At 72.4% G+C, this 22,169-nt stretch carries 18 protein-coding genes; 5 read left to right on the forward strand and 13 right to left on the reverse strand.

Annotated elements, in window-relative coordinates:
- Nucleotides 1-84: 84 nt before the first annotated feature.
- Together ABZ354_RS15875 and ABZ354_RS15880 are read right to left on the reverse strand one after the other, a co-directional pair.
- The gene (locus ABZ354_RS15875) at nt 85-678 is read right to left on the reverse strand and encodes an RNA 2'-phosphotransferase (protein WP_358657022.1); all 594 of its coding nucleotides are present in this window, start codon (nt 676-678) and stop codon (nt 85-87) included.
- Nucleotides 679-1,106: 428 nt separating this feature from the next.
- Nucleotides 1,107-3,149 (reverse strand): SDR family oxidoreductase, encoded by a 2,043-nt coding sequence (locus ABZ354_RS15880; RefSeq protein ID WP_358657024.1) that lies wholly within the window; start codon nt 3,147-3,149, stop codon nt 1,107-1,109.
- A 485-nt stretch (nt 3,150-3,634) separates the two neighbouring features.
- On the opposite strand from ABZ354_RS15880, the gene ABZ354_RS15885 reads away from it, so the two are divergent.
- The 4 genes from ABZ354_RS15885 to ABZ354_RS15900 are packed head-to-tail and all read left to right on the forward strand — an operon-like array spanning nt 3,635 to nt 7,174.
- Nucleotides 3,635-4,636: an ABC transporter ATP-binding protein gene (locus tag ABZ354_RS15885; protein ID WP_358657177.1), complete on the forward strand. Its 1,002-nt coding sequence runs from the start codon at nt 3,635-3,637 to the stop codon at nt 4,634-4,636.
- Nucleotides 4,626-5,534 (forward strand): ABC transporter permease, encoded by a 909-nt coding sequence (locus tag ABZ354_RS15890; RefSeq protein ID WP_358657026.1) that lies wholly within the window; start codon nt 4,626-4,628, stop codon nt 5,532-5,534. Before ABZ354_RS15885 ends, ABZ354_RS15890 begins: the two co-directional genes overlap by 11 nt.
- Nucleotides 5,531-6,442 (forward strand): ABC transporter ATP-binding protein, encoded by a 912-nt coding sequence (locus ABZ354_RS15895; RefSeq protein WP_358657028.1) that lies wholly within the window; start codon nt 5,531-5,533, stop codon nt 6,440-6,442. Before ABZ354_RS15890 ends, ABZ354_RS15895 begins: the two co-directional genes overlap by 4 nt.
- Before the next feature lie 12 nt (nt 6,443-6,454).
- A complete protein-coding gene (locus tag ABZ354_RS15900; RefSeq protein WP_358657030.1) occupies nt 6,455-7,174 on the forward strand; it encodes an ABC transporter permease in 720 nt (239 codons plus the stop codon).
- A gap of 422 nt (nt 7,175-7,596) precedes the next feature.
- Here ABZ354_RS15900 and ABZ354_RS15905 read toward each other — a convergent pair whose 3' ends face one another.
- From ABZ354_RS15905 to ABZ354_RS15945, 9 genes are all read right to left on the reverse strand, one after another.
- Nucleotides 7,597-8,445 carry a Cof-type HAD-IIB family hydrolase gene (locus ABZ354_RS15905; RefSeq protein WP_358657032.1) on the reverse strand — a complete coding sequence of 283 codons (849 nt, stop codon included), beginning with the start codon at nt 8,443-8,445 and terminating at the stop codon, nt 7,597-7,599.
- Nucleotides 8,442-9,719, reverse strand: a complete 1,278-nt coding sequence (gene serS, locus ABZ354_RS15910; RefSeq protein WP_358657033.1) for a serine--tRNA ligase — start codon at nt 9,717-9,719, stop codon at nt 8,442-8,444. Before serS ends, ABZ354_RS15905 begins: the two co-directional genes overlap by 4 nt.
- A 695-nt stretch (nt 9,720-10,414) precedes the next feature.
- Nucleotides 10,415-11,347 (reverse strand): prephenate dehydratase, encoded by a 933-nt coding sequence (gene pheA / locus ABZ354_RS15915; protein WP_358657035.1) that lies wholly within the window; start codon nt 11,345-11,347, stop codon nt 10,415-10,417.
- A 160-nt stretch (nt 11,348-11,507) separates the two neighbouring features.
- The gene (efeB, locus tag ABZ354_RS15920) at nt 11,508-12,827 is read right to left on the reverse strand and encodes an iron uptake transporter deferrochelatase/peroxidase subunit (protein WP_358657036.1); all 1,320 of its coding nucleotides are present in this window, start codon (nt 12,825-12,827) and stop codon (nt 11,508-11,510) included.
- 6 nt (nt 12,828-12,833) lie between these two features.
- On the reverse strand, nt 12,834-14,852 hold the full coding sequence (locus ABZ354_RS15925; RefSeq protein ID WP_358657037.1) for a copper resistance protein CopC: 2,019 nt from the start codon (nt 14,850-14,852) through the stop codon (nt 12,834-12,836).
- 13 nt (nt 14,853-14,865) lie between these two features.
- Nucleotides 14,866-15,348 carry a copper chaperone PCu(A)C gene (locus ABZ354_RS15930; RefSeq protein ID WP_358657179.1) on the reverse strand — a complete coding sequence of 161 codons (483 nt, stop codon included), beginning with the start codon at nt 15,346-15,348 and terminating at the stop codon, nt 14,866-14,868.
- A gap of 53 nt (nt 15,349-15,401) precedes the next feature.
- Nucleotides 15,402-16,049, reverse strand: coding sequence for an SCO family protein (locus tag ABZ354_RS15935; RefSeq protein ID WP_358657038.1), 648 nt, complete (start codon nt 16,047-16,049; stop codon nt 15,402-15,404).
- A 79-nt stretch (nt 16,050-16,128) separates the two neighbouring features.
- A complete protein-coding gene (locus ABZ354_RS15940; protein ID WP_358657040.1) occupies nt 16,129-16,860 on the reverse strand; it encodes a YcnI family protein in 732 nt (243 codons plus the stop codon).
- Between the two features lie 218 nt (nt 16,861-17,078).
- Nucleotides 17,079-17,915 carry a hypothetical protein gene (locus ABZ354_RS15945; RefSeq protein WP_358657042.1) on the reverse strand — a complete coding sequence of 279 codons (837 nt, stop codon included), beginning with the start codon at nt 17,913-17,915 and terminating at the stop codon, nt 17,079-17,081.
- A 224-nt stretch (nt 17,916-18,139) separates the two neighbouring features.
- On the opposite strand from ABZ354_RS15945, the gene ABZ354_RS15950 reads away from it, so the two are divergent.
- Nucleotides 18,140-18,610 carry an ATP-binding protein gene (locus ABZ354_RS15950; RefSeq protein WP_358657044.1) on the forward strand — a complete coding sequence of 157 codons (471 nt, stop codon included), beginning with the start codon at nt 18,140-18,142 and terminating at the stop codon, nt 18,608-18,610.
- Nucleotides 18,611-18,798: 188 nt separating this feature from the next.
- Here ABZ354_RS15950 and ABZ354_RS15955 read toward each other — a convergent pair whose 3' ends face one another.
- Together ABZ354_RS15955 and ABZ354_RS15960 are read right to left on the reverse strand one after the other, a co-directional pair.
- Nucleotides 18,799-20,262, reverse strand: a complete 1,464-nt coding sequence (locus ABZ354_RS15955) for an aminopeptidase P family protein (protein WP_358657046.1) — start codon at nt 20,260-20,262, stop codon at nt 18,799-18,801.
- A 189-nt stretch (nt 20,263-20,451) separates the two neighbouring features.
- On the reverse strand, nt 20,452-21,969 hold the full coding sequence (locus ABZ354_RS15960) for a PP2C family protein-serine/threonine phosphatase (RefSeq protein ID WP_358657048.1): 1,518 nt from the start codon (nt 21,967-21,969) through the stop codon (nt 20,452-20,454).
- Nucleotides 21,970-22,169: the final 200 nt, after the last annotated feature.

A 22,169-nucleotide genomic window follows, 5' to 3' on the forward strand; every position in this document is an offset into this window, starting at 1 on the left:
CGGGGTGTCCCAGCCCGCCCAACCGCCTGCCCGGCGTGCCCCGGCCCGCCCGACTCCCTCCGTCAATCCTCTGCCAAGCGTTCCTCAGTCCGCCCCGGTGAACCGCAGGTACTTCGCCGGTACGGCCTCGGTCAGCCACACGCCGTTCGCGCTGACCCGGAACTCGTGGCCGTCGCGGTGCATGGTGCCCGCGTCCACGCTCAGGACGACCGGCCGGCCGCGGCGTGCGCCGACCCGGGTCGCGGTCTCGCGGTCGGGCGAGAGATGCACGTCGTGCCGGTTCATCGGCCGGAGCCCCTCGGCGCGGATCGCGTCCAGATTGCCGGCCACCGTCCCGTGGTAGAGGTACGGCGGCGGGGTGGCCGTGGGCAGCCCCAGTTCGACGTCGACGCTGTGGCCCTGGCTGGCGCGGATCCGGGTGCCCTCGACCGCGAAGCGCCGCTTGTCGTTGGTGACCACCACGTGGTCGAGCTCCTCCCGGGTGAACGGGAACCCGTGGGCGCCGGCAGCGGCGATCAGGGCCTCGATCTCGACCCAGCCGCCCGCGTCCAGCGTGAGCCCGATCAGCTCCGGCTGGTGCCGCAGGTGTTTCGAGAGGTACTTCGACACCTTCACGGTGCGTCGGTCGTCCGGTCTGCCGTCGCCCGGCGTGTTTGCCTTCGGCCTGCTGTCGCTCATCCCGTCAGCGTGCCGGGGAGGCGTGAATCATGCGAACGATTTTGGGTCCGGGGGTTTGATCCACAGTCAACTCCGCTTATCCACAGGCGTATTGACGATTCTGTGGACAACCAGCGCACCCGAGATGCCAGTTCGGCAAGTTGCGTACGCAGCAGTTGCCTTGGCGCTCACGCCTGCAAGCAGCTTGCGCCGCACCCGGCTTGACGCTCGCGCCCGCAAGCGGCCTGCGCCCAGCCGGGCTTGGCGGCTGACGCCGCAAGTTGGGTGCGACGCAACGGGGCTTGGCGCTCACGCCCGCAAGCTGCGTGCGACGCACCCGGCTTGACGGCTCACACCCACAAGTCGTGTGCGCCGCACCTGCTTTGGCGGCTCACGCGCCAACACCCCGCCGGGACGGCCCCATGTGGAGCAGATGGAACCAACCCGCCTCACAGGGGCGGACGTACGCGAGCCACTACCCGCAACAGACCGGGCGCCAGACGCATGACGAGGCGCCCACCCCGCGCCTCCGCCGACACCGGCACCACCGCGTCATTGCGCGTCACCGCCTTGAGGATCGCCCGCGCCACCTTCTCCGGCGGGTAGTTGCGCAACGTGAACAGCAGCTCGGCGCGTTTGCGGAGCCGCGCCTCCTCGGCGGCACCGGCGCCCGCGAAGCGCGCGGTCGACGCGATGTTGGTGGTGGTGAAACCGGGACAGACCACGGTAACTCCGATGCCCTGCCCGGCCAGTTCCGCGCGCAGGCTCTCGCTCAGCATCAGGACGGCCGCCTTGGACGCGCCGTACGCCGGCAGCGCGCGCGTCGGCAGGTAGGCGGCGGCCGAGGCCACGTTGACGATGTGCCCGCCCTGCCGGCGCTCCGACATGTGCTTGCCGAAGAGGCGGCAGCCGTGGACGACACCCATCAGGTTGACGTCGATGACCCGCTGCCACTCCTCCGGTGTGGTGTCGAAGAAGGGACCGGACAGGCCGATGCCGGCGTTGTTCACCAGCACGTCCACGACGCCGTACTCGGCGGCTGTCCTGCCGGCGAGTTCCTCCATGGCCTGTGCGTCGGAGACGTCGACGATCTCCGCCCAGGCGGCCGGCGCACCGGCGTCCAGTGCCAGCTCAACGGTCCGGGCCGCGGTTGCGCCGTCGCGGTCGACGGCGATCACCCGCGCGCCCGCCTGAGCGAACGCGAGCGCCGTCGCCCGCCCGATGCCGCTGCCCGCGCCGGTGACGAGGACGAGTTGCCCACCGAAGCGGTCCCCAAAGCGTGCGACGGAGCGGTCCCCGGACCGGCCATGGAACCGGTCACCGGACCGGCCACGGAACCGGTCACCGAACCGGCCACGGGACCGGCCCCCGAACCGGCCACCGACTCGATCACCGCCCCGGCCATCGCCCCGGCCGGCTCCCCGAGCCCCGCGCCCGCCCGCGACCTCCGTACCCGCGACCTCCGTACCCGCGACCTCCGTACCCGCGACCTCCGTACCCGCGACCTCCGTGCCCGCCCCCTCCGTGCCCGCCCCCTCCGTGCCCGCCCCCTCCGTGCCCGCCCCCGTCGTCCCCACCTGCGCCGCCCCTCCGTTCTCCGCGTCGGACACGAAGTCGGCGATCCAGACGGACAGTTGCTCGGGTCGTGTGCGCGGGATCCAGTGCCCCGCGGGCAGCGTGCGCCGGGTCAACCGCGGGGCCCACCGCTCCAGTTCGTCGTACAGCTTCTCGGAGACGTACGCGTCGCCCAGGGGCGTGATGAGCTGCACGGGCGCGTGCGCGTGGGCGTCCGTACGGGGGTGGCGCAACCGGGGCCGTACGTTGTCCCGGTAGAGCCACGCGCCGCGTGCCGCGTCCGAACGCAGCGACGCGGTGGGGTAGGTGCCGCGCGGCACCTTCTCGACGTGTTCGAGGATGCGCGGCCACAGCGTGCCGAGCGGCCCGCGCCAGGCCAGTTCGGGCAGCACGGGCGTGTGGAGCAGGTAGATGTACCAGGACTTGGCACCCTGGCCGAGGAGCTGGCCGATCCGGCGCGGGGTGGGGCGTCTGAGCCGTTTGCTGATCCAGTGGCCGAAGTGGTCGAGGGACGGCCCGGACATCGAGGTGAACGACGCGATACGGCCCTTGGTGCGCGGGACGGTGACGAACTCCCAGGCCTGCACCGATCCCCAGTCGTGCCCGACCAGGTGCACCGGGCGGTCCGGGCTCACCAGGTCCGCGACGGCGAGGAAGTCGTCCGTCAGCTTCTCCAGCGTGAACCCGCCGCGCAGTGGCTGCGGGGCCGTGGAGCGGCCGTGGCCGCGGACGTCGTACAGCACGACGTGGAAGCGGCCGGCGAGGCGGACGGCGACCTCGGACCAGACCTCCTTGCTGTCCGGGTAGCCGTGCACCAGCAGGACCGTCGGCCGTTGCGGGTCGCCCAGTTCTGCGACGCTCAGCTCGACCCCGCCGGTCCGCACCCAGCGCTCCCGCGCGCCTGCCGGCATCGTCACGCTTCCTCCGTACGTCGTCGAGTCATCGAGCCCACCCGCGCCGGTCCGCCGCACCCGGTCGAGGCCGACGGCGCTCGCGCCCGCCGGCCGGTCCGGGCCCCGCAACCCGCCGCGTACACCGGACCGGCGGCGGCGCCCGCGGACGCAGGCGAATCTCGCAGTTGTTATAGGCAACGTCAATAGGGCCGTGAGCGGCTGCCGCACCCCCGGCTCGGGCCCGTCCCACGGTGCGCCCCAGGGCCCGGCCCTCCGTGCCGAGTGACGCAATCCGTCTCCCCGAACCTCCCACCGCTGAACGACCTCGGCGGGACACCGGCCGGCCCCGGCGCCCCGGCCGATCCCGGCGGGACGCCCCTCGGTCTTGACGGGAGCCGTTCGACCTCAGGGTGACCCCTAGGGCCCCGTACTACCTGAGAGGGACGGGAAGACGGCTCTGCGGTCTGACGATCGGCGTGGTCCGGGTCACTAGGGTCGTCCTCGTGACTGTGATCGCGACCGAAAGCCTGAGCAAGCGGTTCCCCCGGGTGACCGCTCTTGACCGGCTCTCCGTGGACGTCGGGCCCGGTGTGACCGGACTCGTCGGAGCCAACGGTGCCGGCAAGTCCACATTGATCAAGATCCTGCTGGGTCTGTCCCCCGCCACCGAGGGCCGCGCCGAAGTGCTTGGCCTCGATGTCGCCACCAAGGGCGCCGCCATCCGCGAGCGCGTCGGCTACATGCCCGAGCACGACTGCCTGCCGCCCGACGTCTCGGCCACCGAGTTCGTCGTCCACATGGCGCGCATGTCCGGCCTGCCGCCCACCGCAGCGCGCGAGCGCACCGCCGACACACTGCGCCACGTCGGGCTGTACGAGGAGCGGTACCGCCCCATCGGCGGCTACTCGACCGGCATGAAGCAGCGCGTGAAGCTGGCCCAGGCACTGGTCCACGATCCGCAGCTGGTCTTCCTCGACGAGCCGACCAACGGCCTCGACCCGGTCGGCCGCGACGAGATGCTCGGCCTGATCCGCCGCATCCACACCGACTTCGGCATCTCGGTCCTGGTCACCTCGCACCTGCTGGGCGAGCTGGAACGCACCTGCGACCACGTCGTCGTCGTGGACGGCGGCAAACTGCTCCGCTCCAGCCGCACCACCGACTTCACGCAGAGCACGACGACCCTCGCCGTCGAGGTCACCGACACCGACGAGCACCCCGACGGCACCCGCGCGGTGCGCGACGCGCTGCACGCACGCGGGGTGACCGTCCAGTCCGGCAGCGGCCTGCCCGGCGCGGGCCACGTGCTGCTGCTCACCGCGCAGGGCGAGGAGACGTACGACCTGGTGCGGGACGTGATCGCGGACCTCGGCCTGGGCCTGGTGCGCATGGAGCAGCGCAGGCACCACATCGCCGAGGTCTTCCAGGACGGCGACCGGGACAGCACCCCGCAGGACGGCGACGCACAGCGGGACGCACAGGGAAAGGAGGCGGTCGGCCATGGCAACTGAACAGCCCGTAGCCGTCGCGGCGGGCGACCAGACCCGCATCCACAACATCGGGTACCGCGGCTACGACGGCCCTCGCCTGGGCCGCGCCTACGCCCGCCGTTCGCTGTACTCGCAGTCCCTGCGCGGCGCGTACGGACTCGGCCGCTCGGTCAAGTCCAAGGTGCTGCCGATGCTGCTGTTCGTGGTGATGTGCGTGCCCGCGGCCATCATGGTCGCAGTGGCGGTCACCACCAAGGCCAACGACCTGCCCGTCGACTACACGCGCTACGCGGTCGTCATGCAGGCCGTCATCAGCCTGTACGTCGCCTCGCAGGCACCCCAGTCCGTCTCCCGCGACCTGCGTTTCAAGACCGTACCGCTGTACTTCTCGCGGCCGATCGAGACCGCCGACTACGTGCGGGCGAAGTACGCGGCGCTGGCCTCGGCGCTGTTCATCCTCACGGCGGCCCCGCTCCTCGTGCTGTACGTGGGCGCGCTGCTGGCCAAGCTCGACTTCACCGACCAGACCGAGGGATTCGCGCAGGGGGTGGTGTCCGTGGCACTTCTGTCGCTGCTCTTCGCCGGGATCGGCCTGGTCGTCGCCTCGTTCACGCCGCGCCGCGGCTTCGGCATCGCGGCCGTCATCGCCGTCCTCACCATCAGTTACGGGGCGGTTACCACGCTCCAGGCCATCGCGGACGCGCAGGGCAGTGGCGGGGCCGTCGCCTGGATCGGACTGTTCTCCCCGATCACGCTGGTCGACGGCGTGCAGTCCGCGTTCCTCGGCGCGACCTCGGCCTTCCCCGGCGGAATCGGCCCGGACACTGGCGAGGGCGCCGCGTACGTCGTCGTCGCCCTCGGCGTGATCGCCGCCGCCTACGGTCTCCTCGTGCGCCGCTACAAGAAGGTGGGACTGTGACCACGCTCTCCCTCGACCACGTCTCCCGCTGGTTCGGCAACGTGGTCGCTGTCAACGACATCACCATGACGATCGGCCCCGGCGTCACCGGCCTCCTCGGCCCCAACGGCGCCGGCAAGTCCACCCTCATCAACATGATGGGCGGCTTCCTCGCCCCCTCCACCGGCACCGTCACCCTCGACGGGCAGCCGGTCTGGCGCAACGAGCAGATCTACCGGCACATCGGCGTCGTCCCCGAGCGGGAGGCGATGTACGACTTCCTCACCGGACGCGAATTCGTCCTGGCCAACGCCGAACTGCACGGCCTCGGCGCCAGGGCCGCGCAGAAGGCGCTCGCCACGGTCGAGATGGAGTACGCCCAGGACCGCAAGATCCAGACGTACTCCAAGGGCATGCGCCAGCGCGTGAAAATGGCGTCCGCGCTGGTCCACGACCCCTCGCTGCTCCTGCTGGACGAGCCGTTCAACGGCATGGACCCGCGCCAGCGCATGCAGCTCATGGACCTGCTGCGGCGCATGGGCGACGAGGGCCGCACCGTGCTGTTCTCCTCGCACATCCTCGAAGAGGTCGAGCAACTCGCCTGGCACATCGAGGTCGTGGTCGCCGGACGGCACGCCGCCAGCGGCGACTTCCGCAAGATCCGCCGCCTGATGACCGACCGGCCGCACCGCTACCTGGTGCGCTCCAGCGACGACCGCACCCTCGCCGCCGCGCTGATCGCCGACCCGTCGACATCCGGCATCGAGGTCGATGTCACCGAGGGCGCGCTGCGCGTCCAGGCCGTCGACTTCGGCCGCTTCACGACCCTGCTGCCGAAGGTCGCCAGGGACCACGGCATCCGGCTGCTCACGGTCTCGCCGTCCGACGAGTCCCTCGAGTCCGTGTTCTCGTACCTGGTCGCGGCGTAGGAGGCCCAAGAGATGTACGACCCCACAGTCGCCCGGCTCACCTACCGGGCCCTGCTCGGCCGGCGCCGGGCCCTCATCCTGGGCGCCCTGCCACTGCTGCTGATCGTGATCGCCGTGATCGTGCGCGCCCTCGTCGGCGCGGACGACCAGACGACGGCCGACGTGCTGGGCGGGCTCGCGCTCGCCACCATGGTGCCGCTCATCGGCGTCATCGCGGGCACCGGCGCCATCGGCCCCGAGATCGACGACGGCTCCGTGGTCTACCTGCTGTCCAAGCCGATCAAGCGGCCCACGATCATCTACACCAAGCTGATCGTCGCCATCGCCGTGACGATGGTCTTCTCGGCGGTGCCGACCCTCATCGCCGGCCTGATCCTGAACGGCAACGGCCAGCAGGTGGCCGTCGCCTACACCGTGGCCGCGCTGGTCGCCTCCATCGCGTACGCGGCGCTGTTCCTGCTGCTCGGCACGGTGTCGCGGCACGCGGTCGTGTTCGGCCTGGTCTACGCGCTGGTCTGGGAGGCCCTGTTCGGCTCGCTGGTGCCGGGTGCCCGCACCCTGAGCGTCCAGCAGTGGGCGCTGGCGGTGGCCCAGAAGGTGTCCGGAGGTGACCTGGTGACCTCGGACGTGAGTCTGCCCACGGCCACGATCCTGCTCGCGGCGGTCACGGTCCTCGCCACCTGGTACGCCGGTCAGAAGCTGCGGGCGCTGACCCTGGCCGGCGAGGAGTGAGAGCAGGGCCCCCGGCGACTGCGGCGGCCGGGGAGGGACAGCAGCACCCCGGTGACTGAGGCCGCCGGGGAGCGACAGGGGGGGAGTGACAGGGGCGGGGCGGACGGCGGGAACGCCGTCCGCCCCGCCGTTTCGCCTCACGCCCTTGTTCTGCCCCGCTCTTTAATCGGTGGCCGACGGACGCGGCGCCCGCGCACACTGAGGGTGGCCGCGACGCCGGTGGAGTCGGTGCCACGGCCCGGAGAACGGGGCTCCGGCCGGGCGGCCGCTTCGAGCACACGGGCGCGTGTACGGGTCCGTGTGGGCCGCCTTCTCCGTTGCCGCCCCGGCGGTGGGGCCGCCGGGGCGGCACAGGCCGACGGGGCGTGCGGGCGACGGGCCGTGCGGGCGACGGGCCCGGGGCGGGTCCGCCGGACGCGCCCTCAGGCGAGCCGCGCCAGCATCCGCTCCAGCACCACCGCGATGCCGTCCTCGTCGTTCGAGACCGTCACCTCGTCCGCCGCGGACTTCAGCTCCTCGTGGGCGTTGGACATCGCCACGCCGTAGGACGCCCAGGCGAACATCGGCAGGTCGTTGGGCATGTCGCCGAAGGCGATCGTGTCGGCGGCCTTCAGCTTCAGCCGACGCGCGGCCAGCGACAGCCCCGTCGCCTTGGACAGACCGAGGGGCAGCAGCTCGACGATGCCCTCGCCGGCCAGCGTCACCGTGACGAAACCGCCCGCGGCGCGGTGCGCCACCTCGACCAGCTCGTCGTCCGACAGGGTCGGATGCTGGACGTAGATCTTGTTCAGCGGGGCGGACCACAGGTCCGAGGCGTCCCTCAACGGTGTCGCGGGCAGCGGGCCCCGCACCTCGTAGCCGGGGCCGGCCAACACCTCGCCGTCGAGGCCGTCGCGGCTCGCCGCGAGGTACAGCGGCCCGGTCTCCGCCTCGATCCTGGCCAGCGCCAGTCCGGCCAGCTGCCGGTCCAGCGTCACCGTCGTCAGCAGGCGGCGGGCACCCGCGTCGTACACCTGGGCGCCCTGGCCGCAGACCGCGAGGCCCTGGTAGCCGAGGTCGTCGAGGACGTGCCGGGTCCAGGGGACGGCGCGGCCCGTGACGACGATGTGGGCGGCGCCCGCCGCGGTGACCGCGGCGAGCGCCTCGCGCGTGCGGGTCGAGACGGACTGGTCGGAGCGCAGCAGCGTGCCGTCCAGGTCGGTCGCGATCAGTTGGTACGGCAGGGCCCCGGTGGAAGCCTGCCCGGTCGGTGCGGTGGCCGCCTCGGTCACTTGGCCACGGGCTCCAGGACCTCCCGGCCGCCCAGGTAGGGACGCAGCACCTCGGGCACGCGCACCGAACCGTCGGCCTGCTGGTGGTTCTCCAGAATCGCGACGATCGTGCGCGGTACGGCGCACAGCGTGCCGTTGAGGGTCGCCAGCGGGCGCGCCTTCTTGTCCTCACGGACACGGATCGACAGCCGCCGGGACTGGAACTCGGTGCAGTTCGAGGTCGAGGTGAGCTCGCGGTACTTGCCCTGGGTCGGGATCCACGCCTCGCAGTCGAACTTGCGGGAGGCGGAGGAACCGAGGTCGCCCGACGCGAGATCGACCACCCGGAACGGCAGCTCCAGCGACGTCAGCCACTGCTTCTCCCACTCCAGCAGCCGCCCGTGCTCCGCTTCCGCGTCCTCGGGCGTGACGTAGGAGAACATCTCGACCTTGTCGAACTGGTGGACGCGGAAGATGCCGCGCGTGTCCTTGCCGTGCGAGCCGGCCTCGCGGCGGAAGCACGGCGAGAACCCGGCGTAGCGCAGCGGAAGCCGGTCGACGTCGATGATCTCGTCCATGTGGTATCCGGCGAGTGCCACCTCGGACGTGCCGACCAGGTACAGATCGTCGTCGGCCAGGCGGTAGACGTCCTGCGCGGCCTGGTCGAGGAAGCCGGTGCCGGCCATGGCCTGGGGGCGGACCAGGGCGGGCGTGAGCATCGGCGTGAAGCCGGCCGCCGTGGCCTGTGCCAGTGCCGCGTTCACCAGGGCGAGCTCCAGCAGGGCGCCGACGCCGGTGAGGAAGTAGAAGCGGGAGCCGGAGACCTTGGCGCCGCGCTCGACGTCGATCGCGCCGAGGATCCGGCCGAGCTCCAGGTGGTCCTTGGGCTCGAAGCCCTCGGCGCCGAAGTCCCGGATCGCGCCGTGCGTCTCCAGAGTGGCGAAGTCCTCCTCGCCGCCCACCGGGACGTCGGGGTGGATCAGGTTGCTGAGCTTGAGCAGCAGTTCCTGGGTCTCGGTGTCGGCGGCGTCGCGGTCGGCGTCGGCGGCCTTGACGTCGGCGGCCAGCTGGCCCGCCTTCTTCAGCAGCTCGGCCTTCTCGTCGCCGCTCGCCTTGGGGATGAGCTTGCCGAGCGCCTTCTGCTCGGCACGCAGCTCGTCGAAGCGGACGCCGGACGACCTGCGCCGCTCGTCGGCAGACAGGAGGGAGTCGACGAGCGCGACGTCCTCTCCACGGGCGCGCTGCGAGGCGCGCACACGGTCAGGGTCCTCACGGAGCAGGCGAAGGTCAATCACGCGCCCCAGGCTACCCGTGCCCCCTGACAGCCCACGACTCACTAGTCGGAAGAACGTCAGAAGGCTGCCGGAAGGGTGTCGGAAATGCGGCTTGTGTTCCGCGGTGGGGAGATCGTCTCTTGCGTCAAGGGGAGGTGCTCGACTCCCTGGAACCAGGCGGCCGGTGGCGGCTCGTTGACCGGATCGGCGCGGACGGGTCGCCACTCAGGCCGTGTCGCAGCGTCTCTATCCACAGGTATTCATACTGCCGCAGAGTTATCCACAGGCTGTGCGAAAGATCTGTGGACACAGGGGGTGATCATTCCGGCAGGGTTGATCAGGCCGGGGAAATCCCGATGCAAACCCGGTCCGCGCCCGCTTTCGGGTGGAACGGGGTCACCCCAAAGGATTCATCGAAGGAAACGGGTGGACGAAAGGTGATCGGGGCGACTGCGGACGAGGTGGGGGGTCGTAGGGTGATTTGTCGACTGGAGGGGGCTTCGCTGTCGACTTGTCCCCAGGTCGAGATGCTGACCTGTGGATAACTTCTGTGGACAACGACAATCCGCAGGTAGGACTGACGGAATCCGGAATCCGGACGGAAATCCTACAGGCACGGGACCCGGAAGCCCGCCCCCCCGGGGGGCGAAGAACCGGGACGAGGGGCGGGGACGAGGACGGCACGGGGAACCGGGGAGGGCGCGGGGCGCGAGCGCTCAGAACCGTCCGTCCTGGCACCGCGCCACCCAGTCCGCCGCCGACGCGAACGCCTCGTCGGAGGTGCCCGGCCGCAGGGCCCGTACGTCCGCCGCGGTCAGGTCGGCGCGCGGGTACGAGCCCAGGTACCGCACCTGGAGGCAGATCCGCTTGAGTCCCATCAGGGCCTCGGCCATCCGGCGGTCGGAGATGTGGCCCTCGGCGTCGATGCAGAAGCAGTAGTTGCCGATCCCGGCGCCGGTGGGGCGGGACTGGAGCAGCATGAGGTTGATGCCGCGCGTGGCGAACTGGCCCAGCAGGTCGCGCAGCCCGCCGGGGTGGTCGTCGCGCTGCCAGATCACCACGGACGTCTTGTCGGCGCCGGACGGTGCGGCGGGCCGGGCGGGGCGCCCCACCAGCACGAACCGCGTCTGCGCGTTCTCCCGGTCGTGGATCTCGGTCTCCAGGGCCTCGAGACCGTACCGGGCGGCGGCGAACTCGCCGGCGAACGCGGCGTCGTAGCGGCCCTCCTGCACCAGCCGGGCGCCGTCCGCGTTGGAGGCGGCGGACTCCCAGACCGCGTCCGGGAGGTGGTCCTTGAGCCAGTTGCGGACCTGCGGCTGCGCGGCCGGGTGGGCGGTGACCGTCTTGATGTCCGACAGCTTCGTGCCGGGCCGGACCAGCAGCGCGAAGGTGATCGACAGCAGCACCTCGCGGTAGATCATCAGCGGCGCGCCCGCGACCAGTTCGTCGAGGGTCGTCGTGATGCCGCCCTCGACGGAGTTCTCGATGGGCACGAACGCCGCCTCGGCCTCGCCGGTGCGGACCGCGTCCAGCGCGGACTGCACGGACACGTACGGGATCAGTTCCCGGGTGGCCGTCTCGGGAAGGGTGCGCAGGGCGACCTCGGTGAAGGTGCCCTCGGGGCCGAGATAGGCGTAGCTCGCTGGCATGCCCTCACCCTAATGGCCGGAAGAGGCCCCAGGCGGCTCGTGTCTCACGCACTGACACCCCGGTCTCCGAGCGCCGCGTGTTCCGGGGACCCGCACGCGGCGGCGGGGCTCGGGGGGCCTCATCAGCCCTGACGTGGCGACGGCCGGGGCTCGTGGAACCTCATCCCTCCAGCAGCCGCTGCCCCACGTACTCGCCCTCCGCCGCACCGCCCGGCACCGCGAACAGGCCGCTCGCCTCGTGCCGGATGAACGGCGACAGCGCGTCGCCCCGGTCGAGCTTGCGCTGCACCGGTACGAAGCCGCGCAGCGGGTCCGCCTGCCAGCAGATGAACAGCAGACCCGCGTCGGGCACACCCTTCGCGTCGAAGCCGTCGTGGTACGAGAACGGGCGGCGGAGCATCGCCGCGCCGCCGTTCTGGTCCGGCCGGCTGATCCGGGCGTGGGCGTTCACGGGGACGACCGGGTCGCCCTGCGCGTCCGCCCTCTCCAGGTCCATCGCGGTCTCCTCGTCGCCGCCGGTCAGCGGCGCACCGTCGGACTTGCGCCGCCCGATGACGTCCTCCTGAGCCTTGACCGGCAGCTTCTCCCAGTCGTCGAGGAGCATGCGGATGCGGCGTACGACGACGTAGGAGCCGTTCGCCATCCAGGACGGCCCGCCCGAGGCGGGCACGAAGATCCGCCGGTCGAAGTCGGGCTCGCTCGGCTTCGGATTGCGTGTGCCGTCGACCTGGCCCATCAGATTGCGGGTGGTCATGGGGCGGTCGGTGGCGCCCGGCGAGCGGTTGAAGCCGTTCATCTGCCAGCGCAGCCGGGCCGCCGGGCCCGCTTCCTTCTGGAGAGCGCGCAGCGCGTGGAAGGCGACCAGCGCGTCGTCGGAGCCGATCTGCACCCACAGGTCACCGTCGCTGCGGGCCTTGTCGAGCCGGTCGGAGGAGAAGGCGGGCAGCGGGTCCAGGGCGACCGGGCGCTGTTTCTCCAGGCCGGTCCTGGCGAAGAACCCGTGCCCGAAGCCGAACGTGACGGTCAGCGAGGACGGCCCGGCGTCACGGGACACGTCCGTGTCACCGTGGGCCGCCGGCTCGCCCGCCATCAGCCGCCGGGCGGTTCGCGACCAGCGGCGCAGCAGGGCGGCCGCCTCTTTCCGCCCGGCGCCCCCCACCAGGTCGAAGGCGACGAGATGGCCGTGCGCCTGCATGGGCGTGACGATGCCGGGCTGATGTTTCCCGTGAAACATCACCTCCTCGGCGCCGAGGGCGGTGAGCGGCGTGGCCTCGGCGGGCCGGGCGGCGTACCCGGCGACGCCGCCCGCCGCACCGAGCACGAGCCCGGTGGCTCCGGCGGTGCCGAGCAGCCGGCGCCGCGAGATGCCCGCCCCGGGAGCGGGGCCGCCCGGAGACACGGCCGGGTCCGAGGGTGCGGTCCTCCCGGCACCCTTCGCTGCTTCGGGGCCCCGGGCCGCCGAAAGGGACTGGTCAGGCATGGTGCTTCAGCCGATCTGCGCGTTCTTGGAGACGGTCACCTGGTCGATGTCGGAGGTCCGCACGGTGACGTCGACCGTCCAGTCGCCCGCCATGGGGAGCTGCACTCCGCTCGCCGACCAGTGTCCGGTGGTGATGTGGTCGGGGACCACGGGCAGCGGCCCGAGGTCCCTGGACTCCAGGGTGAAGGCGATCTTCACCTCGGGAATGTCGAAGGCACGGCCGTCGGGACGCCGGACGTAGACGTGCGTCGCGTTGGCGCCCACGCGCGCCGGGTCGAGGTCGATCCGTACGAGGCCCTTGCCGTCCTTGCCGCCGGTGTCGAACGGCATGTCCAGGGTCAGCGCACCGGACGGCGAGGCCGGGTCGGTGGAGGACGCGGAGCCGACCGTTGCCGCCTCGGCGTCCTGCTCGGTGCGGCCCGGCTCGGTCTGCGTGAGCAGGGTGGTGGCGAGGAGGACGAGGACCGCGACCCCGGCCTCGGCGAGCACGGAGCGGCGCAGGCCGAAGCGGTTCGGGTCGGCGTCCCGCAGCCGCCTGCGCCGGGCGGCGGCCTTGGCGGCCTCCTGCCGGGCGAGCTGCTCGGCGCGCGCGGAGCCGGCCACGTCGCCCTTCCCGCCGGCCGCGGCCGACGCGCCGGCGCGCGTAGGCTCCCCCGCCGCCGGTGACTCGCCCTGCGTCCGTTCGGGCACGACGGCGGCCGTGTCCACGGCGGTGTCCCGGGCGGTGTCCTCGGCCAGTCCGGTCGTCGTCTGCGCTCCTGCGTCCGTCGTCTCCGCTTCTGCGGTCGTGTCCGCCAGTCGCGCGGTCCACCGCCGTGAGAACCAGGCGAGGCCCACCACGGCCGCCACGAGCCCCAGCTTCACGAGCAGCAGCTGCCCGTACCGGGTCTCGGTGAAGGCCGACCAGGAGCCGAGCTGCCGCCACGACTGGTACGCACCGGTGGCGACGAGCGCGACGACGCTGCTGAGGGCGACCCGGGAGAAGCGTCGTACGGCCGTGGCGGTGACCGGTGTGCCGGCGGGCGCCCGGTGGAGGGCGACGAGCAGGGTCGTGAGCCCGCCGAACCAGGTGGCGACGGCCAGCAGATGGAGGACGTCGACCGGCATGGCGATGCCCGGCTGGAGCCCCGTGGAGGCGTGCTCCGCCATCGCCCAGGTCGCCGCGAGCCCCGCGGCGACGACGCTCCCGCCGAGCGCGAGCCCGAAGGTGAGGTCCCGCTTCTCCTCGTCCGCCCGCTTGTCGTAGGCGCCGAACAGCATCGCGACGAACAGCGCGGCTGCGGCGAGCAGCAGCAGCCGGGACACCAGGGCGCTGCCCGCCTTGGTCTGCAGCACCTGCCCGAGCAGGTCCAGGTCGACCACGTCGCCGGCCTTGCCCGAGCCGGTGTAGGAGCCGCGCAGGAGCAGCAGCGCGAGCGTCGCGGCGGTGAGCGCGACCCACCCGCTCGCCACGAAACGCTGCACGGCCCGCACCCCGGAACCGCGCGGCCAGCAGGCGAGGACGAAAGCGGCGCCGCCCACGAGGACGGCGTACCCGGCGTACGACACGTAGCGCCCGGCCCCGTACAGGAAGCCGACGATTCCGCCGCCCGCCGCCTGCGCGGCCAGCGGGACAGACGTCTTGGAGGGCGCGCCGACGGAGAAGGTGTAGGCACCGGCGACGGGGTGGCTGTCCGCGGAGACCACCTGGTAGGTCACGGTGTAGGTGCCGTCGGGCAGGCCGGAGTGGAGTCCGACGCCGTACGTCGTGCCGCTCACCCTGGCCGGCGTGCCGCTGTCGACGCGCTTGCCCTGGGGGTCGAGGACGCGCAGCGCGCCGCCGGACATCGCCACCTCCTCGGAGAAGGTGAGCGTGACCCGGTTCGGGGCCCGGTCGACCACCGCCCCCTGCCGGGGGTCGCTGCCGGTCAGCGCGGCGTGCGCGGAGGCCGGTGCGGCGCCGGCGAGCAGCGCGCCGGCGACCGCCAGGAACAGCGGCACCAGCAGCACCAGGATGCGTGTGCGGGGGGCGGTGGTCTGCGTCACGGTGGTCCCTCCCTCAGTGTCCGGAAGCCGGCCGGTACGTGGCCGGCTTCACCGGCATGTCGACCGTGACCGGGTCGGAGTGGGCGAAGCGCAGCTCGACGGGGACCGTCTCACCCTGCGTGGGCCGCCGCTTCAGCTCGTCGAACATCAGGTGGTTGCCGCCGCTCTCCAGGACGAGCCTGCCGTGAGCCGGGATCGTCAGGCCGTCGACTTCGCGCATGGCGCCGTCGACGGTCCGGTGCACGGTGATCCGCCCCGACGCCCGGCTGGTGACGGAGGTCAGTTCGTCGTCGGTGCCGCCGACGTTGGTGACGGTGAGGAATCCGGCCGCCATGGTGTCGGAGACGGGCTGCGGCATGTAGGCGGCGCTGACGGACAGCTCGGGCGCGGAGCCGGAGGACGAGTCCGGGGAGCTGCCGCAGCCCGTCAGGGCGAGCGTCCCGGCGAGCGCCCCGGCGAGACCGAGGGAGACGGCGGGCGGACCGGCCGGCTTCACCCGTCCCGGCTTTCTGGCCGCCTTCAGCCCTCCGACCCGGCTCGGCACCCGCTTCACGGCTTCTCGCCCTTGATCAGCCGGGGCAGGTCCTTGAGGTAGTCGTCGGGTCCGGCGTCCTCCCCGTAGAGCACGTACCCGGCGTCGGTCTTCGGCGAGAACGCGATGACCTGGGTGCCGTGCATCGAGACGATCTTGCCGTTCTTGTCCTTGTGCGGCGGGTCGATGGAGATGCCGAGGGTGCGGGCGCCTGCCTGGATCGTGTCGAACTCGCCGGTCAGGCCGACGAAGTCGGAGTCGATGCCCTTGAGCCAGGTACCGAGCTCGGCCGAGGTGTCGCGCTCGGGGTCGGTGGTGACGAACACGACCCGCAGCTTGTCCTGCTCCGCTTGGGGCAGCCGCTTCTTGGCGACGGCGAGGTTGCTCATCGTCAGCGGGCACACGTCGGGGCAGTGCGTGTAGCCGAAGTAGACGAGGGTGGGCCTGCCCGCGGTGGCCGCGCGCAGGTCGTACTTCTCACCCTTGGTGTCGGTGAGGACGAGGTCCGGCTTCTCGAACGGCTTGTCGAGGACGGTGGCCGCCCGGTCGGACCCGGCCTCCTCGGAGACCGCGGCGACGGGCTCGTCGCCGCCGCTGTCGCAGGCGGAGAGCGTCAGGGAGGCGGCGGCGAGCAGTACGGCCGCCGCGAACGTCTTGGTGCGCATAGAAGAATGTCCCAGAGGTGAGTGTTCCCGGCGCGCACCGGGGCCGCACGGCCCCGGTGCGCGCCGGGCGAGAGGTTCGTCAGGCGGTGGTACGGCGGCGGCCCGCGAACACGCCGTAGCCGACACCGGCCGCGCCGACCACGATGCCGGCGATGCCCAGGACGCGAGCGGTCGTGTCGGTGCCGTCACCGTCCTCGGCGGGGGCGGCGCTGTCGGTGTGCCCCGCGTCGCCGGAGGTCTCCTGCGCGGCCGCCCCGCGGGAGTGTCCGTCCTCCTCGGCGGCCGACAGCTCCAGCACCGGCGCCGGGTGCTCGGGCTCCGCCTGGCCCTCCTGCGGCACCTCGATCCAGCGCACGACCTCCTTGTTGGAGTACGTCTGGATGGCCTTGAAGGCGAGCTCGTCGGTGTCCTCGGGCAGGGCGCCGAGGGAGAGCGGGAACTTCTGGAAGTAGCCCGGCCGGACGCCCTCGCCGTCGGCGGTCCAGGTGACCTTGGAGACGGCCTCGGTGATCTTGTTGCCGTGCAGTTCGAGGGGCTTGTCCAGCGTGGACCGGGTGACCTCGATCTTCCAGCCGTCGACGGGCTCCGGCATCACGGACGCCAGCGGGTGGTCGGTCGGGAAGCTGACCTCGAGCTTGGTGGTGGAGGCGTTGTCCCGCTCGTTGGGAACCTTGAAGTTCACCACGGCGTAGCCGCCCTTGGCGGCAGCGCCCTCCGGCTGCACGGAGACGTGCGCGAGCGCGGGGGAGGACAGGGCGAGCACGGCGGTGGCGGCGACGGCGCCGGCGGCGGCGATACGAGAAGCCTTCATGAAAGAGCACTCCGCTTCGAGTGGGTCGCCGGGGCACGGGGCTGACGCCCGTACGTCCCGGTGACGTGATGGTGACGGGGGAATGCGCACGCGGCCGACCACCCCCGGAACAAGAGCCCGACGGGCCCTCCCGGAAACGACGGAGGAACGGCGCACGCGCGTGCCGCACGACGGCGGCCCCCTCCGGCACAGGTCGGCGGAGCGGTGGTCGCGTCGTGTCAGGCGGCGAGGACGAAGGCGTCGACGGGCGGGCCGCGCCGGACGACGGTGTGCTGAAGCGCGGTGGTACGGAGCTCCGGTGGCGCGAGCAGCGCGGTGCTCGGCAGGCCCGGCCGGTCCGGCGGCGAGCCCGGCAGCCCGGCGTACAGGGCACGGGCCAGCGCCAGCGCCCCGCGCAGGGACCGGACGAGCGCCCCCTCCGCGACGGTGCGCGCCGACAGCGCGGGCATCTGCAGCAGCCGCAGCAGGGCCAGGTCCCCGCGGCGCAGCAGCCAGCCGACGGCAACGGCCGCGAGGACGTGGCCGAGCAGCATCGACAGGGACGGCAGCAGCACGGCAGAGGAACCCGTGGCGGCGGTCATGGCGTCCGCCGGATGGTGGTGCGCGGCGACGGCGTGCCCGGCGAGGCCGGGGTGCACGTGGGCGTCGGTGAGGATCCGGTGGGCCTCGGCGGGGCTGAGCGCCGCCGACGTGGTCCCGCACACGAAGCGCGCGGCATGGTCGGCGAGCGTGGCGTCGGACAGCGTGGCGGCGCCCGTTCCGGATGCGGGGGCGGCCGACATGTGCTGCCCCAGCCCGAAGAGCGTGTGCAGCACGGTCTGTCCGACCGCGAGCACCGCCACGACGGCCGGCAGTGAACGGTCGCGTCCGGTGAACGGCGCGGCGACCACGGCCGCCCCGAGGAATGCCAGGCCGAGCGTCCACAGCGGGACCGGGGCGAGGGAGGCCAGTACGTGCCCGGCCGCGGCCAGCACGACGCAGACCGCGGCGAACACCGCGGCCCTCAGCACCCGGAGATCGTGCCCGGGGCGCGCGCACTGGCGGGGGGCCGTCATAACGGCCCCATCATGGCACCGGCGGGACAGGGGCGGTACGGCAGGTGCAGAAGACGACGTACCACCGTCTGATCACGTTTTGGGGGCAGGTGGCCACGCATACACCGGGGGGCGACCCCCGGCATATCCCCCGTATGGGCGGCATCACGTCAACTTTGTGCTTACCGGCGAGTACTCGGGGCAATACGTAACGGTATGTCGAGCCGCGGCCAGGAGGCTGGAGCATGAGCATCTGGTGGTCCCTCCATCTTCGGCGCGAGGCTGCGAGCGTGCCGCTGGCCCGTCGCCTGCTGCTCGGCACCATGGAGACCGCGGGCGTCGACCCCGACATCTCCTACGAGCTCTCCGTGGCCCTCACCGAGGCCTGCGCGAACGCCGTGGAGCACGGCGGCGACGACGGCCGCGGCGGCGCCACGGCGGCCTACCGCGTGACCGCCTACCTCGACGGCGAGCGATGTCGCATCGAGGTCACCGACGCGGGACCGGGCTTCGCCCACGACTCGGCCCCGGTACGGACCCCGGTCCGGCCGGCACGCCTGCCGCACGCCGACGCCGAGCACGGCCGGGGCCTGTGCCTCATCGAGCAGCTCACCGACCACGTCCAGATCGGCAACAAGCCCGGCCGGGGCGGCGCGGTGGTCAGCTTCGACAAGATCCTGAAGTGGAAGAAGGACTCCCCGCTGGTCGCCGTGTAGACGCCGTGGCGCGTGGGCGCGTCACTCCGCGCTCACCGGCTGCCGGGCCTCTGCCCCGCTCTTCGTCCCGGCGGCCCGCACGAAGGGCCGGGCGCCACCAGGGTGGTGCCCGGCCCTTCGTGCGAGACCGCCGACGGGCGGACCGCCGGCGGACCGCGACGAACACGCCCGCCGGCAAACGGCCCGTCTCAGCCCTTCAGCGCCGCCATCCAGCTCTCGACCTCGTCCGAGCGGCGCGGCAGCCCCGCCGACAGGTTCCGGTTGCCGTCGGCCGTCACGAGGATGTCGTCCTCGATCCGCACGCCGATGCCCCGGTACTCCTCCGGCACGGTCAGATCGTCGGCCTGGAAGTACAGCCCGGGCTCGACGGTGAGCACCATGCCCGGCTCCAGCGTCCCCTGGACGTACGTCTCGGTCCGCGCGGCGGCGCAGTCGTGGACGTCCATGCCGAGCATGTGGCCCGTGCCGTGCAGCGTCCAGCGCCGCTGGAGCCCCAGCTCCAGCACCCGCTCGACCGGCCCCTCGACCAGGCCCCACTCCACCAGCTTCTCGGTGAGCACCCGCTGCGCAGCGTCGTGGAAGTCCCGGTACTTGGCACCCGGCTGCACGGCCGCGATCCCGGCCTCTTGGGCCTCGTACACGGCGTCGTAGATCTTCTTCTGGATCCCGGTGTACCGGCCGCCGACCGGCAGCGTGCGCGTGACGTCGGCGGTGTAGTACGTGTGCGTCTCCACGCCTGCGTCGAGCAGCAGCAGGTCGCCGGAGCGGACCGGGCCGTCGTTGCGTACCCAGTGCAGCGTGCAGGCGTGCGGGCCGGCGGCGCAGATGGAGCCGTAGCCGACGTCGTTGCCCTCCACGCGCGCGCGGAGGAAGAACGTCCCTTCGATGTAGCGCTCGCTGGTCGCCTCGGCCTTGTCGAGGACCTTCACGACGTCCTCGAAGCCGCGCACCGTGGAGTCGACGGCCTTCTGCAGCTCGCCGATCTCGAAGTCGTCCTTGACGAGCCGCATCTCGGAGAGGAAGACCCGCAGCTCCTCGTCGCGCTCGGCGGTGACCTTGTCGGTCAGTGCGGCCTCGACGCGGGCGTCGTGGCCGCGTACGACGCGCACCGGGCCGGGCGCCTCGCGCAGCTTGCCGGCGAGTTCGCGCACGTCGGAGGCGGGGATGCCGTACAGCTTCCCGGCCTCGGTGAGGGAGTGGCGGCGGCCGACCCACAGCTCGCCCTGGCCGTCCAGCCAGAACTCGCCGTTCTCCCGGTCGGAACGCGGCAGCAGGTAGATCGTGGCCCGGTGCCCGCCCGCGACCGGCTCCATGACGAGGACGCCGTCCTCGGTCCGGTCGCCGGTGAGGTATGCGTACTCGACGGAGGCCCGGAAGGGGTAATCGGTGTCGTTCGAGCGGGTCTTCAGGCTGCCCGCCGGGACGACGATGCGGTCGCCGGGGAAGCGGGCGGACAGCGCGGCGCGCCGGGCGGCGGTCTCGGCGGCCTGGGGGATCGGCTCCAGGTCACGCAGTTCGGTGTCGGCCCAGCCGCTCTTCATGTTCTCGGCAAGCTCGTCGGACACGCCCGGGTACAGGCCGTTCTTGCGCTGCTTGATCGGCTCTTCCTCGGCACTCTCCGGGGTCTCCGGAAGCTCCTCCGCCACGGTCATCCTCCTTGGGTACGGCATGGGACCGACCCCCATCGTACGGTCGCGGGGCGGTGGAGCCAGGGGCCGAAAAACCGTTTACCGGCGCTCACGCCCGAAGTGCCGGGACGCTCCCGCAATGAGTGTCCCGCGGTGCCTCCTGCGCATCGCGGGACGGCGGCCCCGCGATGCCTCCCGCCCCCCGCCGGGCCGCTACTCGAACCGCACCGCCAGCAGCACCACGTCCTCCTCGCTGTCGGCCGCGTCCAGCCCGTCCGGGAGCACCGTCCGCAGGACGTGGTCGGCGAGGGCGCCGGGGTCCCGGCGGAGCGCCCTGGGGACGCTCGCCGCCGCCGCGTGCAGCCGGGCGAAGGCCCGGTCGGCGGGGTCGCCGGTACGGTGCAGCAGACCGTCCGTGTAGAGCAGCACCGTCTCTCCGGGGTCGATCTGGAACTCCACGCTGGGCGCCTCCCAGCAGGCGAGCATGCCGAGCGGCGCGGACACGGACGTCTCCACGAACTCGGTGCGCCGCTCGCCGATCAGCAGCGGCGGGCTGTGCCCGGCACCGGCCACGGTGATCTTGCGCAGGGCGGGCTCGCAGTAGCCGAACAGCGCGGTGGCCGACCGGGCCGGCTCGGTCAGCCGCAGCAGCAGCTCCAGGTCGGACAGCACGGCCACCGGATCCTCGCCCTCCATCACGGCGTAGGCCCGCAGCGACGCCCGCAGCCGGCCCATCGCCGCCACCGCGCTCGGGCCCGAGCCGGTGACCGAACCGACGGCCAGACCGAGCGCGGCGTCCGGCAGCGGCAGCGCGTCGTACCAGTCGCCGCCGCCGCGCGGGCCGGTGCGGCGCCGCGCGGCGAGCTGCACGCCGGGGACGCGCGGCAGCCGGGAGGGCAGCAGTTCCTCCGACATCGTCGCCAGGCACGCGCGCGTGCGCTCGACCTCCACGAGGCGGGACAGGTGCGCGGTGGCGTAGCGGGTGTAGAGGCCCACGAGGTGGCGGCGGTGCGCGTCCGGCTCGGCGGGCTCGTCGTAGAGCCACAGGGCGGCGCCGATACGGCCGGTGTGCTCGCCGGTCAGGGGCAGCGCGTAACTGGCGGCGTAGCCGAGGCGGGCGGCGACCTCGCGGTGCCGGGGGTCGAGCGACTCGTCGGCCATCAGGTCGGGCTGGGTGATCTCGCCGTCGCCGCCGGGCAGCCCGTCGAGGATCCGGCCGATGGCCAGGGAACCGCGCGGCACGGTCTCCAGGTGCCCGAGATCGGCCTGCCCGAGCCCGAGACCTACGGTGGTGTCGGGCCCGAGCCGGTCGGCCGGCTCCAGGACGACGAGGCCGCGCCGGGCTCCGACCAGGGCGGCTCCGGCGTTCAGCAGTTCCTGGAGCGCGGCGCCGAGGGAGTCGGTGCGGACCAGGCGCTCGGTGAGTTCGTGGAGGGTCGTGAGGTCCGAGATCCAGCCGGCGAGCCGGTCCTGGAGGGCCGTGCCGGGGGCGATCGCGGCGTGCGGCGGGGGCACCGGGGTGGTACCGGGCGCGGCGGCGGGCGCGACAGTGTGTGCGGGCGGCGGGATCGTGGGATCGATTCCGGCCACTTTCGACGGGTGAGGGGCATTCATGATGTCCGGCTTTCCGACCGGTGCGTACTGCTGAAAAGCATCGCAAACCCCCATGTCATTCTGCGCCGCTAGCAGTGTCTTCACATGTACACGCACTCGTGAGGGGATGTCCAGCATTGTCCTGCGGGGATCGCTGATGTCCGCAGGGCCTCGCCGGACTCCTTCCAGAATTATTGCGGAATGGCAAAGTTGGCTTAAAACCGCCTCGGGGAACGGTTTGTTGCGGTCGACTGGGCGTGCTCGACGGAGCGTCACAGCGGTCGTGATGGGTACGTACTCGGAGAAGGTCAAGGTGGTTGACAAGCCACCGGGGAACC

The organism is Streptomyces sp. NPDC005925, from assembly GCF_040638805.1.
Classification (GTDB): Bacteria; Actinomycetota; Actinomycetes; order Streptomycetales; family Streptomycetaceae; genus Streptomyces.